Below are 14,453 nucleotides of genomic sequence, written 5' to 3'. Positions count from 1 at the left end.
GTCCGTGACCTTGCGAGTGACGAACTNCGTAGTCGCGCGCGTGGCCCCAGTCGCGCTTGGCGTCGAGGTTGCCCATGAGCAGCTCCGAGGCCAGGCCGAGCTTGATGCGGGCCGCCGCGTCCGTGACCTTGCGAGTGACGAACTCGATGCCGCGCAGCGGGCTCTCGTGGTTGAACAGGATGCCCGAGGAGGCGTGCAGCCCGAAGCTCTCGCGGTAGTTTACGGTCAGCCAGTGGCCGTAGAGCTTGGCGACCGCGTAGGGGGAGCGCGGGTAGAACGGCGTCTTCTCGCTCTGCACGGGCTCCTGGATCAGGCCGTACATCTCCGAGGAGGAGGCCTGGTAGAAGCGCGCCTTGGGCGCCATGAGGCGGACCGCCTCGAGCATGTTCCCCGCGCCCAGCGCCGTGACCTGGCCGGTCAGCAGGGGCTGGTTCCAGGAGGTCTTCACGAAGGACTGGGCCCCGAGGTTGTACACCTCGTCCGGCTTCACCTCCTGCAGGATGCGCAGGAGGGAGGACAGGTCGATGAGGTTGCCGTCCATCATCCGCACCTTGCCGGCGATGCCGAGCCAGCGGAGGCGCTCATCGATCACGTCGCCAGAGGAGGAACGGCGGAGAAGCCCGAAGACCTCGTAGCCCTTCTCGAGAAGAAGCTGCGACAGGTAGGCCCCGTCTTGTCCGGTCACACCGGTGATGAGCGCGCGCGGCATGTTGTCCAGTTTCGCTGGTGATCAAGCCGGGTGCCTTTAGCGGCCCCGCCCGGCGGTTGCTAGACCGCGCGTGGCCTCAGGGCCGCCCTTCCCGCGCGGGCGGGCCGTCCAGCCCCAGCGCCGCCCGGTAGTCGGGCGGCTCCAGCCGGACGGGGGGCGGGCGCCGCAGGAGGGGGTCGGCGGCGATGCGGCGGAGCGCGGCGGCGGCCTCGCCGAGGTCCGGCTCGGCCCAGCAGGTCCCGGGCATGTCGTAGATCTCCTGCGGGTCGCGGGCGGGAACGAGGCGCCACCCCACGGGGTGGCAGCCCGGACCCCGCATGAAATCGGTGTTGCCCGACCATCCCGTGGCGACGACCGGGCGGCCGAGCTCCATCATCTCGGCGATCGCGAAGCCGAATCCCTCGGAGCGGTGCAGCGAGAGCAGCGCGTCGCTCGTCGCCATCAGGGCCCAGAGGTCGCCCCGCGGCAGGGCGGCGTCGATCACGCGGACGTTCGGGCGCGCCGCCGCGGCCGCGGCCACCCGCGCCCAGCCCGGCCCGGCCTGGGCCGTGCCATGCGTCTTGATCACCAAAACGTGATCCAAACGGTCGCCGAAGGCCCGGGCATGCGCCTCGATGGCGCCGAGCGGGTTCTTGCGGGCGAGGGAGGAGGTGGCGTCGAAGACCGACAGCGTCACGAAGGCGTCCTCCGGCAGGCCGAAAGCCCGCCGGCCCAGCCCGGAGGGGGCGGGGCGCGGCAAGGGATAGGAAACCACCGCCACCGGCGGCCCGCCCGGGCGCCGGCAGGCGGCCGCCACGAACTCCGTGCCGGCCCAGATCGCGTGGCAGGCCGCGAAGCCCCGGTCCCAGTCCCGCGGCAGCACGGGCAGTTCCCAGTTCCAGACCCCGACCACCCGCTTCCCCGCGACCGCCTTCCGGCCGAGCGAGAGCAGCGCCCAGGGCAGCATCGGCCCGTTCACGTGCACCAGGAGGGTTCCCGGCCCAGGCGCCACCGTGGGCGGGGGCCCCGCGGGGCCCTGCCGCAGCGGCCCCGTCAGGTCCGCCTCCCCCACCGCGAAGCCCTGGTCGCGCAGCCCCGCCACGAGGCGGCGGGCCGCGGCGCCGAGCCCCGTCGTTGCGCTGAAGTAACCGGCGACGGTGAGCGGCAGGGCCGCCGGGGGCGCCGGGCGCGCGATGCGGGGCGCGAGGGCGGCCGTGATGGAGAAGAGCGCCTCCCGCCGCGCGCTCCGCGGCAGGCGGGACCAGACGAAGCGAAGCGGGCTCATGCGGCCTCCCTCGGAAGGCGGCGCAGCCAGGCCACCAGCGTTGCGGCCTGGGCGTCCCAGTCCGTCAGCCGCGCCCCCGCCTCGCGGGCCCCGGCCGAGAGCGCGCGGCGCCGCGCGGGGTCGAGCGTCGCGGCCATGGCCTCGGCCAGGGCGGGGGCGGAGGCCTCGCGCGCGACCAGCCCGCTCACCCCGTGCTCGAACTGCGCGGAAAGCCCGCCCACCGGCGTCGCCACCACCGGCACGCCGAGCGCCAGCGCGAGCGGCAGCACGCCGGACTGGCTGGCCTCGCGATAGGGCAGCACCACCGCGCGGGCGGCGGAGAGAAGGGCGGGCATCTCCCCGTCGGGCACCCAGCGCGGCTCGACCGTGACACCCGGCAGCGCCGCCAGGCCCGGGGCGCAGCCCTCCACGTCGCCCTCCCCCACCACCCGCAGCGTCGCGCCGGGATGGCGCTCGCGCAGCGCGGCGAAGGCGTCCCGGAGAAGGTCCAGGCCCTTGTAGGCCCGCACCCGGCCGAAGAAGAGGAAGTCGGTCGCCGCCGGGGCCGGCTCGTTCCCCTCCGCCGGCAGGTGCGCGCCGAGCGGCAGCCGCAGGATGGGCATTCCCGGCCGGCGCGCGGCCACCGCGCGCGCCACGCTGTCGGAGAAGGCGACGGCACCCGCCGCGGCGTCCAGCTCCTGCCGCAGCCGCCAGTCCCAGCCGAGGGCGGGGTCGCCGGGATGCGGCAGGGCGTCGTGCACGATGCTGACGAAGGGGATGCCGGCCGCCGGCAGGGCGCCCGCCACGAAGGGCGTCCAGACATGGTTCATCGCCGAGACGACCGCCTCCGCCCGCATCGCGACGGCCTGCCGCACCAGCCGCCGCCGGAGAGCCGGCAGGCGCGCCAGGCCGAGGGCCGCCCCGACCGGCCCGCGGAAGGTCGGCACGGCGTCCACCGGCACGCCGAGGCCGTGCGCCTCCGGCAGCAGGGCGTTGCGATCCGCCAGCGACAGGGAGAGCTCCGTGCCCGGGCATCCCGCCAGCCCGCGCGCCAGGCAGAGAGTGAACTGGGCGCCGCCCCCGCGGCGTCCCCAGTACCAGAGCAGGATTCGCATGCGCCCGGCCGTATCACCGGCGGCACGATGGTGAAAGCCGCCACGGGACGGCTTGGCGCGGCGCGAGGCTTGGTGCATAGCATATCAAGGACTTGGCCTCGTTTGTGACGAGGAAAGGTGATGATATACAATCCCAGGTTGCAAATCCCTTCGATCCGGACCTGAACGGGTCCCTCGCGCCCGCCGGCACCGCCGCTCGGTTGGTGCACGCCGTCGCGCCGGGGGGATTGCCGGCGCTGCTGGAGCGCCTCGACCCCGCGGCCGCCGCCTTCCTGCGGGAGACCGGCTTCGCGGCCGAGGCGGGCCGCATCGCCCTCCTGCCGGGCGACCAGGGCGTGGCCGCGGCCGTGCTCGGCCTGGGCCGCGACGGCAACTCGCCCTGGGCCTACGGCGCCCTTCCCTTCGGCCTGCCGGAGGGAACGTCCTGGACCCTCGGCACGGGCTGCGATCCCGCGGCCGCCCTGCTCGGCTGGATGCTCGGCGCCTACCGCTTCACCCGCCACAAGGCGCCGCCGCGCGCCCCCGCCCGCCTCGTCCCGCCGGAGGGTGCCGGGGAGGCGCGCGTCCTGGCCGAGGCGATCCTCCGCGCCCGCGAGCTCATCAACCTCCCCGCCGCCGATCTCGGCCCCGCCGAGCTCTCCGACGCCGCGCGGCGGGTGGCCGAGCGCTGCGGCGCCGATTTCGAGGAGATCGCGGGCGACGACCTCGCCCGGGGCTTCCCCGCCGTCGCGGCCGTCGGCGGCGGCAGCCACCGGGCGCCGCGCGTCGCCGTCCTCCGCTGGGAGGGAGCTCCCGACGCCCCGCTGGTCGCGCTGCTCGGCAAGGGCGTCTGCTTCGACACGGGCGGCCTCGACCTCAAGGGCGCCGACGGCATGAAGCGCATGAAGAAGGACATGGGCGGGGCCGCGATCCTGCTCGGCCTGGCGGAGGCGCTGATGCGCCGGCGCGCCCCGGTCCGGCTTCTGGTCGCCATCGGCGCGGTCGAGAACGCCGTCTCCGCCACGGCCATGCGCCCGCTCGACGTGCTGCGCACCCGCGCGGGGCTGACGGTGGAGGTCGGCAACACCGACGCCGAGGGTCGCCTCGTCCTGGCCGACCTCCTCGCCTTCGCCGGCGAGGCCCGCCCGGCCCTGATGATCGACGCGGCCACCCTGACGGGCGCGGCCCGGGTCGCCCTCGGCCCCGATCTGCCCGCTTTGTTCACGAATAGCGAAGCGGTCGCGACCGCCCTATCCGCGGCGGGCGAGTCATGCAACGACCGATTCTGGCGCTTGCCGCTACACGATGGTTACGCCGCGTGGCTGGAGAGTTCGTCCGCTGATCTTTCGAATGTTGGCAGTCGGCCAATGGCCGGGGCCATCGTTGCCGCACTTTTTCTTCGCCGCTTCGTTCCGTCGGACATACGTTGGGCTCATCTCGACGTTTACGCCTGGAACGATTCTGCGAGGCCCGGACGGCCGGAGGGGGGCGAGGCAATGGGGCTCCGCGCCCTGTACGCCGGCCTGATGACCCTTCTGCCCAGCCTAGCGGAGCCGGATCGGCCCCGCCCGGCGGGTGGGTCGGCCGGCTGATCTGAGACGGTGCGTTCCCTCACCGGAACGTCCTTGAGAAGGAATATCCTGATGCCCGTGCAAGGCACACCGGACCAGTTCGTCGGAATTCTGCGGGACACGATCGTCGCCCTCGTGCGCCGCGACGGCCCCGACCTTTCGGCGCGCCAGCTCGGCGTGTTCCTGACGGTCTACCTCGGCGAGGGGCCGCACACCGTGCGCGGCCTGGCCGCGTCGCTCAACGTCTCCAAGCCCGCGATCACCCGCGCGCTGGACCGCCTGGGCGAACTCGACTTCGCCCGCCGCAAGACCGACCCCCAGGACCGCCGCTCCGTCCTCGTCCAGCGCACCGTCAAGGGCGCCGCCCTCCTGCGCGAGATGCGCACCATCATGGGCGAGGCCGCCGCCGCCTCCGACGAGGCCAAGGAAGCCGGCGCGGCCGCGCAGCCCGCCGGCAACGTCGTCGCGGCCAAGCGCGCCGGCTGACCCGCCGGCGGGCCTTGCCCGCCTAGCCTTCCGGCAGGTCGCGCACGAAGGCGCGCCAGTCCTGCCGCTTGGCCGCCGCCCTCTCCGTGCCGTCCGGCATCCGGGCGTAGAGGCTCAGCACGCCCCTGACCCAGAGCGCGTCGAAGGCAGCCTCGCTCGAGAGGGCGAAGGCGGCGCTGCGGTCGAAGACCCCGTCGCGCACCTTGGGCAGCACCTTCACGATCCACCAGGCCGCGCCGCCCGCGAGCAGCGCGAAGCCGACCCAGGTGTGGATGTAGAGCGTGGCCAGCAGGCTCACCGCGAGCAGGATGGCCGGGATCGTCACGTTCTCCGTGGTGCGATAGACCGGCGAGCCCGGCGCGTTCATCTGCCGGATGTTGATCCCGAGCTTCACCTTCTCCGCCGCCAACAGCCCGCGCAGGCGCTCCAACTCGGTCATGGTCCCACCCCCGGCTCGGCGCGCAACTCGAAGGCGGCCTCCATCAGGGCGCGGGTGTAGGGCGCCCGGGGCGCCGAGACCACCTGCTCCGTCTCTCCCTCCTCCACGAAGCGGCCGTCCTTCATCACGACGATCCGGTGCGCGAGCGCCCGCACCACCCGCAGGTCGTGCGAGATGAAGAGGTAGGCGAGGCCGCGCCGCGCCTGCAGGTCTCGCAGCAGGTCCACCACCTGGGCCTGGACCGAGACGTCGAGCGCGCTGGTCGGCTCGTCCAGCACCACCAGCTCGGGCCCGAGCACCAGGGCGCGGGCGATGGCGATGCGCTGGCGCTGGCCGCCGGAGAACTCGTGCGGGTAGCGGATGGCCGTCGCCGGATCGAGCCCGACCTCGCGCAGCGCCTCCGCCACGCGCGCCTCCCGCGCCGCGCGCGGCAGCGCCGGCTCGTGAACGGCCAGCCCCTCCCCCACGATCTCCCCCACGCTCATCCGGGGCGAGAGGCTGCCATAGGGGTCCTGGAAGACCACCTGCATGCGCCGCCGCAGCGGGCGCAGCGCCGCGCGGGAGAGGCCGTGGATGGGGGAGCCGTCCAGCAGCACCTCCCCGCCCGAGCGCTCCAGTTGCAGGAGGGCGAGCCCGAGCGTGGTCTTGCCGCTGCCGCTCTCCCCGACGATGCCCAGCGTCTCCCCGCGGCGGAGCGAGAGGTCCACCCCGTCCACGGCCTTCACCCGCGCCACCACCCGGCGCAGCAGGCCCCGGCGGACCGGGAAATGGACCGTGACGCCCCGCGCCCGGAGGATCTCGGGCGCCTCCGCCGGCAGGGGCAGGGCGCGGCCGCGCGGCTGGGTCTCGATCAGAAGGCGCGTGTAGGGATGGGCGGGGCGCGCGAAGACCTCGGAAACCGCGCCCTGCTCCACGGCCATCCCGTCCTTCATCACCACCACCCGGTCCGCGTGGCGCCGCACGATGGCGAGGTCGTGGGTGATGAGGAGCATGGCCATGCCGAGCTCCCGCTTCAGCCGCGCCAGCAGCTCGAGCACCTGGGCCTGGATGGTGACGTCGAGCGCCGTGGTCGGCTCGTCCGCAATCAGCAGGCGCGGGTCGTTGGCGAGCGCGACCGCGATCATCACCCGCTGCCGCTGCCCGCCCGAGAGCTGGTGCGGGTAGGCGTCCAGCCGCTCCGCCGCCGCGCCCAGCCCCGCGCGCTGCAGCAGCTCGATCACCCGCGCCCGCAGCGCTGCGCCGCGGAGCGGCCGGTGCAGGGTCACCGCCTCCCCCACCTGGCGCCCGATCGAGTGCAGCGGGTTGAGCGAGGTCATGGGCTCCTGGAACACCATGCCCGCCACGCCCCCGCGCAGCCGCTGGAGCTCGGCCGGCGGCGCGTCCAGCACGTCGACGCCGTCCAGCCGGATGCTTCCCGCGGGATTGCTGCCGCCCGGGCCGAGCAGGCGGAGGCAGGACAGCGCCGTCACGCTCTTCCCGCTGCCGCTCTCCCCCACCAGGGCCAGCGTCTCGCCGGGGTTGAGCGCGAAGGAAACACCCCGGACCACCGCCTGCCCGCGGAAGGCCACGGAGAGGTCCCGCACCTCGAGCAAGGGCCCGCTCACCGCGCGCCCCCCGGCTGCTTGCGCGGGTCGAAGGCGTCGCGCACCGCCTCGCCGATGAAGGCGAGGAGGGTGAGCATGCCCCCCAGCACCACGAAGGCGGTGATGCCGAGCCAGGGCGCCTGGAGGTTGTTCTTCGCCTGGGACACAAGCTCGCCCAGGGACGCCGAGCCCGGCGGCAGGCCGAAGCCGAGGAAGTCGAGGCTGGCCAGCACGGTGACGGACCCCGCGAGGATGAAGGGCAGCATGGTCAGGGTGGCCACCATGGCGTTGGGCAGGATGTGGCGGGCCATCAGCCGCGCGTCGGAGACGCCCAGCGCCCGCGCCGCGCGGACGTAGTCGAGGTTGCGGCCGCGCAGGAACTCCGCCCGCACCACCCCGGTCAGCGTCATCCAGGAGAAAAGAAGGAGGAAGCCCAGCAGCGAGAGGAAGCTCGGCTCGATCACGCTGGCGAGGATGATCAGCAGCAGGAGCTGCGGCATCCCCGACCAGATCTCGATCACCCGCTGGAAGATCAGGTCCACCCAGCCGCCGTAATAGCCCTGCACCGCCCCCGCCGCGACGCCGACGAGGGAGGAGAGGATGGTCAGGGTGAAGCCGAACAGGACGGAGATGCGGAAGCCGTGGATGACGCGGGCCAGCACGTCCCGCGCCTGGTCGTCCGTGCCCAGCAGGTTCCGCGCGGAGGGCGGCGAGGGGGCGGGGCGGCCCAGGTCGCGCACGACGGTGCGGTGGCTGTAGCGAATCGGCGGCCAGACGGCCCAGCCGCGCTTCTCCACCTCCTCCACCAGCACGGGGTCGTGCCAGTCGGCGGCGGTGGGGAAGCCGTCGCTCAGCAGGTCGCTCTCGGCGTACTCGACCACCACGGGGAAGAACCAGTGGCCCTCCACCTTGGCCACGATCGGGCGGTCGTTCGCGATCAGCTCGGCGAAGAGCGTGACGAGGAAGAGCGCGGCGAAGACCCAGAGCGACCACCACCCCCGGCGGTTCGCGCGGAAGTTCGACAGACGGCGGCGGGTGAGCGGCGAGAGGGTCAACGGCGGGCGCTGAAGTCGATGCGGGGATCCACCAGCGTGTAGGTGATATCGCCGACGATCTGCATGACGAGGCCGAGCAGGGTGAAGATGTAGAGCGAGGCGAACATCACGGGGTAGTCGCGCCGGATCGCCGATTCGAAGCCCAGCAGCCCCAGCCCGTCGAGGCTGAACACGATCTCCACCAGCAGCGCCCCGGTGAAGAGGATGCCGATGAAGGCGGAGGGGAAGCCCGCGATGATGATCAGCATCGCGTTGCGGAAGACGTGCCCATAGAGCACCCGCCCCTCCCCCGCCCCCTTGGCGCGGGCGGTCAGCACGTACTGCTTGTTGATCTCGTCCAGGAAGGCGTTCTTCGTCAGCATCGTCAGCCCCGCGAAGCCGCCCACCACGAGGGCGACGGTCGGCAGCACCATGTGCCAGGCGTAGTCCCCCGCGCGCTGCCAGAAGGACCAGGACTCGCTGCCGCTGGTCACCAGCCCCCGCAGCGGGAACCACTGCACGAAGGACCCGCCGGCGAAGAGCACGACGAGCAGGATGGCGAAGAGGAACCCCGGGATGGCGTAGCCCAGCAGCACCACGCCCGAGGTCCAGGCGTCGAAACGCGTGCCGTCGCGCACGGCCTTGCGGATGCCGAGCGGGATGGAGACGAAGTAGATGATGAGCGTGGACCAGAGGCCGAGCGAGATGGAGATCGGCAGCCGCTCCGCGATGAGGTCGATCACCGGGCGGTCCCGGAACAGCGACCGTCCGAAGTCGAAGCGGAGGTAATTCCCGATCATCTCCACGAAGCGCTCGGAGGCCGGCTTGTCGAAGCCGAAGCTCCGCTCGATCTCGGCCACCACGGCCGGATCCAGCCCGCGGGCGCCGCGGTAGCTCGACCGCGGCCCCTCGCCGCTCGTCTGGTCCTGCGGCCGCGGCGCGCGGGTCTCCCCGCCGCCCTCGCCGGTCAGGCGGCCGAGCGCGGTGTCGCCCTGCCCCTTCAGCTCCGCCAGCATCTGGTCCACCGGCCCGCCCGGCGCGAACTGCGTGACGGCGAAATTGATGAGGATGATGCCGAACAGCGTCGGCACCAGCAGCAGCACGCGGCGGAGAAGATAGGCGCCCAAGGCCTAGCCCGCGGCCCGGGCGGCAGCCAGGGCGCGCTCCTTCGCCGCATCCACCCACCAGCTCTCCAGGGCCAGCGCGCGCTTAGGGTTGCGCGGCGGGCGGCCGAACTTGTCCCACCAGGCCAGCCGGAAGGTGCGGGTGTGCCATTGCGGGATGCTGTGGAAGCCCCAGAGCAGCACGCGGTCAAGCGCCCGGCAGGCCGCGGTCAGCTCGGGGAGGGAGGGCGCGTTGACGACCATCTCCACGATCTCGTCCACCACCGGGTCCTTGATGCCGACCGTGTTGCGGCTGCCGTTCTCGTCGGCCTTGGCGCTGGTCCAGTAGTCGCGCTGCTCGTTGCCGGGGGAGGAGGACTGGCCGAAGACCTCCACCGTCATGTCGTAGTCGAAGGCGTCCATCCGCACCTGGTACTGCGGCGGGTCGATGGTGCGCACGCGCGCCTCGATGCCCAGGCGCTGGAGGGACTGGATGTAGGGCAGCGCCACGCGCTCGAAGGCCGGGCCGTTCAGCAGGATCTCGAACTCGAAGCGCTGGCCCTGGGCGTTGGTCAGGCGCCGGTCCCGCACGGTCCAGCCGGCCTCGCGCAGCAGCTCCAGCGCGCGCCGGGCGCCATCCCGGTTGTTGCCGCTGCCGTCCGTGCTCGGCACCTTGAACTCGCGGGCGAGGACCTCCGGCGGCAGGCGGTCCTTGAAGCGCTCCAGGATCTCCCGCTCGCGCCCCTCCGGCAGCCCGCGCGCGGCGAAGTCGGAGTTGGAGAAGTAGGAGGTGGTGCGGGCGTAGGCGTTGTAGAACAGGTTCGCGTTCATCCACTCGAAGTCGAAGACCAGCCCGAGCGCCTCGCGCACCCGGCGGTCCCCGAAGAGCGGCCGCCGCTCGTTCATGATGAAGCCCTGCAGCCCCGTCGGCTGCTCGTGGCGGATCTCGTCCCGCTTCACCCAACCGCGCCGCACGGCCGGGAAGTCGTAGCCCGTGGCCCAGTTGCGCGCCACGTTCTCGGTGCGGAACTCGATGCTCCCGGCCTTGAAGGCCTCGAGCGAGACGGTCGCGTCGCGGTAGTACTCGTAGCGCATGAGGTCGAAGTTGGCCGTGCCCTTCATCGTCGGAAGGTCCCGGCCCCAGTAGTCCTCCACCCGGCGGTAGGCGATGGAGCGCCCGGCCTCGAAGCGCTCGATCCGGTAGGGGCCGGAGCCCAGCGGCGGCTCGAGCAGCGGGCGCGCGAAGTCCCGCCCCTCCCACCAGTGCTTCGGCAGCACCGCGAGCTGGCCGAGGATGAGCGACAGCTCCCGGTTCTGGTCCGTGGAGAAGCGGAAGGTCACGCGACGGGGGGACTCCGCCACCACCTCGGACACGTCCGCCCAGTAGGCGCGGTAGAAGGGGCGGCCGTGCTGGCGCAGCGTGTTGAAGGTCCAGACCACGTCCTCCGCCGTGATCGGCCGTCCGTCGTGCCAGCGCGCGCCCTCCCGCAGCTCGAAGGTGACGCCGCGCTTGTCCGCGGGCAGCTCGACCATGCCGGCCAGGTGCCCGTACTCCGCGCTCGGCTCGTCGAGGCTCTGCTTGAGGAGGGTGTCGTAGAGATTGCCGGTGTTCACCGCGGCCGTGCCGCGCAGGATGTAGGGGTTGAAGCTGTCGAAGCTGCCGAGGGCGTAGAGGGTGATCTCGCCGCCCTTGGGCGCGTCCGGGTTCACCCAGGGAAAATGCGTGAACCCCTCGGGCAGCTCCGGGTCCGCCAGCAGCGACAGCGCGTGCACCCGCCGCGGCCCGGCGCCGGAGGGCGCCTGGGCAAGGGCGGGCAGAGCGGGAAGTCCGGCGGCAAGGCCGGTGGCGAGGAGGGTGCGGCGGCGCATGGGGTGGAGAGTGGGGGCTAAACCCTTTTCCCTCAACAGCCCCTCACCCCGCCGCGGGGACGGAAAGCAGCGCGACGCAGGCCGGCAGCAGCGCCGGGTCGCCCACGGCGAGCACGTCCCCGGCCGAATCGAGGGTCAGCGCGCGCCCGGCGTGGTCGGTCACGCGCCCCCCGGCGCCTTCCACCACCGGCACCAGCGCCCCCCAGTCCCAGGGCTTCATCGTGTCCTCGACCACGATGTCGACCAGCCCGAGCGCCACGAGCCCATAGGCGTAGCAGTCGCCGCCCCAGGTCGTGCGCCGCGCCGCCCGCCGCAGCGCCTGGAAGCCGGCGTCCTGGCCGGCGGGGAAGATGTCCGGGCTGGTGCAGGACAGCTCGGCCGCCCCGACCCCCGGGCAGGGCCGGCACCCCACCTGCCCCCCGAGCGGCCCGCGGAAGGCCGTGCGCCGCCCCTCGACGCCGAGCCAGCGCTCGCCCGTCGCCGGCTGGTCGATAAGGCCGAGCACCGGCCGCCCGCGGTGGAACAGGCCGATCAGGGTGCCGAACATCGGCCGGCCCGTGATGAAGGCGCGGGTGCCGTCGATCGGGTCCAGCACCCAGACCCACTCGGCCTCGGGCCGCTCCGCCCCGTACTCCTCCCCGATCACGCCGTGCTCCGGGTGATGGCGGGCGAGGTGGTCCCGGATGGCGCGCTCGGCCGCGCGGTCGGCCTCGGTCACCGGGCTCGCGTCGCCCTTCGCCTCGACCAGCAGGGGGGAACGAAAAAGGGGGCGGATGACCGCCCCCGCCAGGTCCGCCGCGGCCTCGGCCGCGGCGACCATCGCCTCCATCGCCCGGCCGCCCTCAGGGCAGCGGGACGGGGTTCGCCGAGAGGGAGCGGAGGTAGGTGATCACGTCCGCCCGCTGCTGCGCCTGGTTCAGCCCCGCAAAGGCCATCCGCGTGCCGGGAACGGCGGCGGCGGGCTTGTTGAGGAAGGCGTTCAGCGCCTCGTAGTCCCAGGTCTTGTCGTGCAGGCCCTTCATGCCCGCGGAGTAGTTGAAGTCGTCGCGGTGCGCGTGCGGGCCGCCGACCACGCCGTACAGGTTCGGACCCACCGCGTTCCGCCCGCCCTCGTTGAAGCTGTGGCAGGCCGCGCAGACGCGCGTCGCGATGCCACGGCCGTTCTCGAGGCTCGCGTTCGCCAGCAGCGGCGCGATCGGCTCGAGCGCGGGCGCCGCGGCCGGGGCGGCCGCCTCCACGACCTCGCCGGTGGCGATCGCGGGTTTCTCCAGGCGGTGCGGGCTCACGGCCAGTCCGCCGACGAGACCCGCAACCATGAAGGTGATGCCGGCGGTGAGGACCGCCGCAAAGGCCTTGTTCGTTTCGAGGCTCATACGCGCTGCCAAGTCCCGTGCTGTGCCGTATTCTGACGCTCGCCAGCCCGCGCGTTTGCGCGACCCTGCCGTCGCGGCTAGAAGCCGGCGGACCATAATGTTCCCAGGTCTCCACGACAACCCGTGGCCGTCCAGCGGGATGTCCCGGGATTGAAGCAGAGATAGGGTCGCCGCCGCGAAGGGCCAGCCTTGAACCCGATCATTCTGATCCCGGCCCGCATGGCCTCCACCCGCCTGCCGGGCAAGCCGATGGCCGACATCCACCGCCGGCCCATGATCGTGCACGTCCTGGAGGCCGCCCGCGCCGCCGGGATCGGCCCCGTGGCGGTCGCCTGCGACGCCCCCGAGATCGAATCGGCGATCCGCGCGGCCGGCGGCACGGCCGTCCTGGTGGCCGAGGACCTGCCCTCCGGCACCGACCGGATCGAGCGCGCCCTGGCCCTGATCGACCCCGCCGGCGCCCATGACGTGGTGGTGAACCTCCAGGGCGACCTCCCGGCCCTCCCCCCCGCCCTGCTCCGCGCCGTCCTCACCCCGCTCGCCGACCCCGCGGTGGACATCGCGACCCTCGTCGCCCCCGTCGTCAGCGCCGAGGAGGCGGCGGCGCCGAGCGTGGTGAAATGCGCCTGCGCCTTCCCGCCCGGCGGCAGCGTGGCGCCCGCCCTCTACTTCTCCCGGGGCTGCATCCCCTTCGGCGAGGGGCCGCTCTGGCACCATATCGGCCTCTACGCCTTCCGCCGGGCGGCGCTGGCCCGCTTCGTCGCCCTGCCGGCCAGCCCCCTGGAGAACCGCGAGAAGCTGGAGCAACTCCGGGCGCTCGAGGCGGGGATGCGCATCGCGGTCGCCCGGGTGGACCACGCCCCCTTCGGCGTGGACACGCCGGCCGACCTCGCCCGCGCCCGCGCCGTCCTCCACCCCGGGCTGCCGGCGCAGCGCCCCGGCCTGACCGCGTAGCACAGCGACCAACGATAAGCGCCAGAGGGACGATCCTTGACCCAGAGCCCGACCCGAACCATCGCCTTCCAGGGCCTGCCCGGCGCCTACTCGGACCTGGCCTGCCGCGCCGCCTATCCCGGCTGGACCACCCTGCCCTGCCCCTCCTTCGAGGCGGCCATGGCGGCGGTGCGGGAGGGGCGGGCGGAGCTCGCCATGCTGCCCTGCGAGAACTCCCTCGCGGGCCGCGTGCCGGACATCCACCGCCTGCTCCCCGATTCCGGCCTGCATGTGGTGGGCGAGCACTACGAGCGGGTGGAGCACTGCGTCCTCGCCCCCGCCGGCGCCACGCTCGAGACCATCCGCCGCGCCCATTCCCACCCGGTCGCCCTCGGCCAGGTGCTGAACCTCCTGCGCGACAGGGGCTGGCAGGCGGTGATCGAGGCCGACACCGCCGGCGCCGCCCACCTCGTCGCCGAGCGCGGCGGGGTGGAGGACGCGGCCATCGCCTCCTCCCTCGCCGGCGAGATTTACGGGCTGCAGGTGCTCCGCCGGAACGTGGAGGACGAGGCGCACAACACGACGCGCTTCTACGTGATGTCGCGGGAGCCCACTCAACCCCCGGTCGCGGCGCCCGACAGCGTCACCACCTTCGTCTTCCGCGTCCGCTCCGTCCCCGCCGCCCTCTACAAGGCGCTCGGCGGCTTCGCGACCAACGGCGTGAACATGACCAAGCTCGAATCCTACATGCTGGACGGGCGCTTCACCGCCGTGCAGTTCCTCTGCGACGTGGACGGCCACCCCGACCAGCCGCCGCTGCGCCGCGCGCTGGAGGAGCTGCGCTTCTTCTCGCGCGAGGTGCACGTCCTCGGCTGCTACCCCGCCCATCCCTACCGGCACGAGCAGGCCGAGGCCGCGGAGTAGCCAGGCGGCCCCGGGCGGCGATCCCGGCTTTCGCCCCGCCCGGCCATGCCGTAAGCAGTCCCCCAATCAATTCGTCCTGGGAAAGGAACGTC

13 protein-coding genes and 1 pseudogene are annotated in these 14,453 nt (G+C 73.2%); 4 read left to right on the top strand and 10 right to left on the bottom strand.

Annotated elements, in window-relative coordinates; genetic code table 11:
• Positions 1–40 precede the first annotated feature (40 nt).
• From EAH89_RS22165 to EAH89_RS22155, 3 genes and pseudogenes are all read right to left on the bottom strand, one after another.
• Positions 41–709 (bottom strand): annotated as a pseudogene (locus EAH89_RS22165) (GDP-mannose 4,6-dehydratase); the annotation flags it as partial.
• Between the two features lie 76 nt (positions 710–785).
• A complete protein-coding gene (locus EAH89_RS22160; RefSeq protein WP_140885887.1) occupies positions 786–1,973 on the bottom strand; it encodes a glycosyltransferase in 1,188 nt (395 codons plus the stop codon).
• Complete coding sequence (locus EAH89_RS22155) at positions 1,970–3,067, bottom strand: glycosyltransferase family 4 protein (protein ID WP_140885886.1); 1,098 nt, start codon at positions 3,065–3,067, stop codon at positions 1,970–1,972. The genes EAH89_RS22160 and EAH89_RS22155 overlap by 4 nt, the downstream gene beginning before the upstream one ends.
• Positions 3,068–3,228: 161 nt before the next feature.
• Between EAH89_RS22155 and EAH89_RS22150 the strand changes: the two genes are divergently transcribed.
• Complete coding sequence (locus EAH89_RS22150; protein ID WP_140885919.1) at positions 3,229–4,638, top strand: leucyl aminopeptidase family protein; 1,410 nt, start codon at positions 3,229–3,231, stop codon at positions 4,636–4,638.
• 51 nt (positions 4,639–4,689) lie between these two features.
• Positions 4,690–5,103, top strand: a complete 414-nt coding sequence (locus EAH89_RS22145; protein WP_140885885.1) for a MarR family transcriptional regulator — start codon at positions 4,690–4,692, stop codon at positions 5,101–5,103.
• A 22-nt stretch (positions 5,104–5,125) separates the two neighbouring features.
• Here the strand turns inward: EAH89_RS22145 and EAH89_RS22140 are convergent, their stop codons facing one another.
• Genes EAH89_RS22140 through EAH89_RS22110 form a run of 7 tightly spaced genes read right to left on the bottom strand, consistent with a single transcriptional unit; the run spans position 5,126 to position 12,504 of the window.
• Positions 5,126–5,542: a hypothetical protein gene (locus tag EAH89_RS22140; protein ID WP_140885884.1), complete on the bottom strand. Its 417-nt coding sequence runs from the start codon at positions 5,540–5,542 to the stop codon at positions 5,126–5,128.
• The gene (locus EAH89_RS22135; RefSeq protein ID WP_206667647.1) at positions 5,539–7,146 is read right to left on the bottom strand and encodes an ABC transporter ATP-binding protein; all 1,608 of its coding nucleotides are present in this window, start codon (positions 7,144–7,146) and stop codon (positions 5,539–5,541) included. The genes EAH89_RS22140 and EAH89_RS22135 overlap by 4 nt, the downstream gene beginning before the upstream one ends.
• The gene (locus EAH89_RS22130; protein ID WP_140885883.1) at positions 7,143–8,180 is read right to left on the bottom strand and encodes an ABC transporter permease; all 1,038 of its coding nucleotides are present in this window, start codon (positions 8,178–8,180) and stop codon (positions 7,143–7,145) included. The genes EAH89_RS22135 and EAH89_RS22130 overlap by 4 nt, the downstream gene beginning before the upstream one ends.
• Positions 8,177–9,286, bottom strand: a complete 1,110-nt coding sequence (locus tag EAH89_RS22125) for a microcin C ABC transporter permease YejB (protein ID WP_140885882.1) — start codon at positions 9,284–9,286, stop codon at positions 8,177–8,179. The genes EAH89_RS22130 and EAH89_RS22125 overlap by 4 nt, the downstream gene beginning before the upstream one ends.
• Before the next feature lie 3 nt (positions 9,287–9,289).
• On the bottom strand, positions 9,290–11,131 hold the full coding sequence (locus tag EAH89_RS22120) for an extracellular solute-binding protein (protein WP_140885881.1): 1,842 nt from the start codon (positions 11,129–11,131) through the stop codon (positions 9,290–9,292).
• Positions 11,132–11,174: 43 nt separating this feature from the next.
• A complete protein-coding gene (locus EAH89_RS22115) occupies positions 11,175–11,960 on the bottom strand; it encodes an inositol monophosphatase family protein (protein WP_140885880.1) in 786 nt (261 codons plus the stop codon).
• A gap of 13 nt (positions 11,961–11,973) precedes the next feature.
• Positions 11,974–12,504 (bottom strand): c-type cytochrome, encoded by a 531-nt coding sequence (locus tag EAH89_RS22110; RefSeq protein WP_140885879.1) that lies wholly within the window; start codon positions 12,502–12,504, stop codon positions 11,974–11,976.
• A gap of 189 nt (positions 12,505–12,693) precedes the next feature.
• On the opposite strand from EAH89_RS22110, the gene EAH89_RS22105 reads away from it, so the two are divergent.
• Both EAH89_RS22105 and EAH89_RS22100 read left to right on the top strand, forming a co-directional pair.
• The gene (locus EAH89_RS22105) at positions 12,694–13,458 is read left to right on the top strand and encodes a 3-deoxy-manno-octulosonate cytidylyltransferase (RefSeq protein WP_140885878.1); all 765 of its coding nucleotides are present in this window, start codon (positions 12,694–12,696) and stop codon (positions 13,456–13,458) included.
• Between the two features lie 36 nt (positions 13,459–13,494).
• Positions 13,495–14,361: a prephenate dehydratase gene (locus EAH89_RS22100; protein WP_140885877.1), complete on the top strand. Its 867-nt coding sequence runs from the start codon at positions 13,495–13,497 to the stop codon at positions 14,359–14,361.
• Positions 14,362–14,453: the final 92 nt, after the last annotated feature.

The sequence above is a fragment of the Muricoccus nepalensis genome, assembly GCF_006438825.1.
Classification (GTDB): domain Bacteria; phylum Pseudomonadota; class Alphaproteobacteria; order Acetobacterales; family Acetobacteraceae; genus Roseomonas; species Roseomonas nepalensis.
The sequence above is the reverse complement of the archived record's forward strand: the minus strand, read 5'-3'. Positions and strand labels throughout refer to the sequence as shown.

Bases quoted from the DNA above. Each gene is read 5' to 3' on its own strand.
- EAH89_RS22160 (WP_140885887.1), bottom strand. From the start codon at position 1,973: ATGAGCCCGCTTCGCTTCGTCTGGTCCCGCCTGCCGCGGAGCGCGCGG.
- EAH89_RS22155 (WP_140885886.1), bottom strand. From the start codon at position 3,067: ATGCGAATCCTGCTCTGGTACTGGGGACGCCGCGGGGGCGGCGCCCAG.
- EAH89_RS22145 (WP_140885885.1), top strand. From the start codon at position 4,690: ATGCCCGTGCAAGGCACACCGGACCAGTTCGTCGGAATTCTGCGGGAC.
- EAH89_RS22140 (WP_140885884.1), bottom strand. From the start codon at position 5,542: ATGACCGAGTTGGAGCGCCTGCGCGGGCTGTTGGCGGCGGAGAAGGTG.
- EAH89_RS22120 (WP_140885881.1), bottom strand. From the start codon at position 11,131: ATGCGCCGCCGCACCCTCCTCGCCACCGGCCTTGCCGCCGGACTTCCC.
- EAH89_RS22115 (WP_140885880.1), bottom strand. From the start codon at position 11,960: ATGGAGGCGATGGTCGCCGCGGCCGAGGCCGCGGCGGACCTGGCGGGG.
- EAH89_RS22110 (WP_140885879.1), bottom strand. From the start codon at position 12,504: ATGAGCCTCGAAACGAACAAGGCCTTTGCGGCGGTCCTCACCGCCGGC.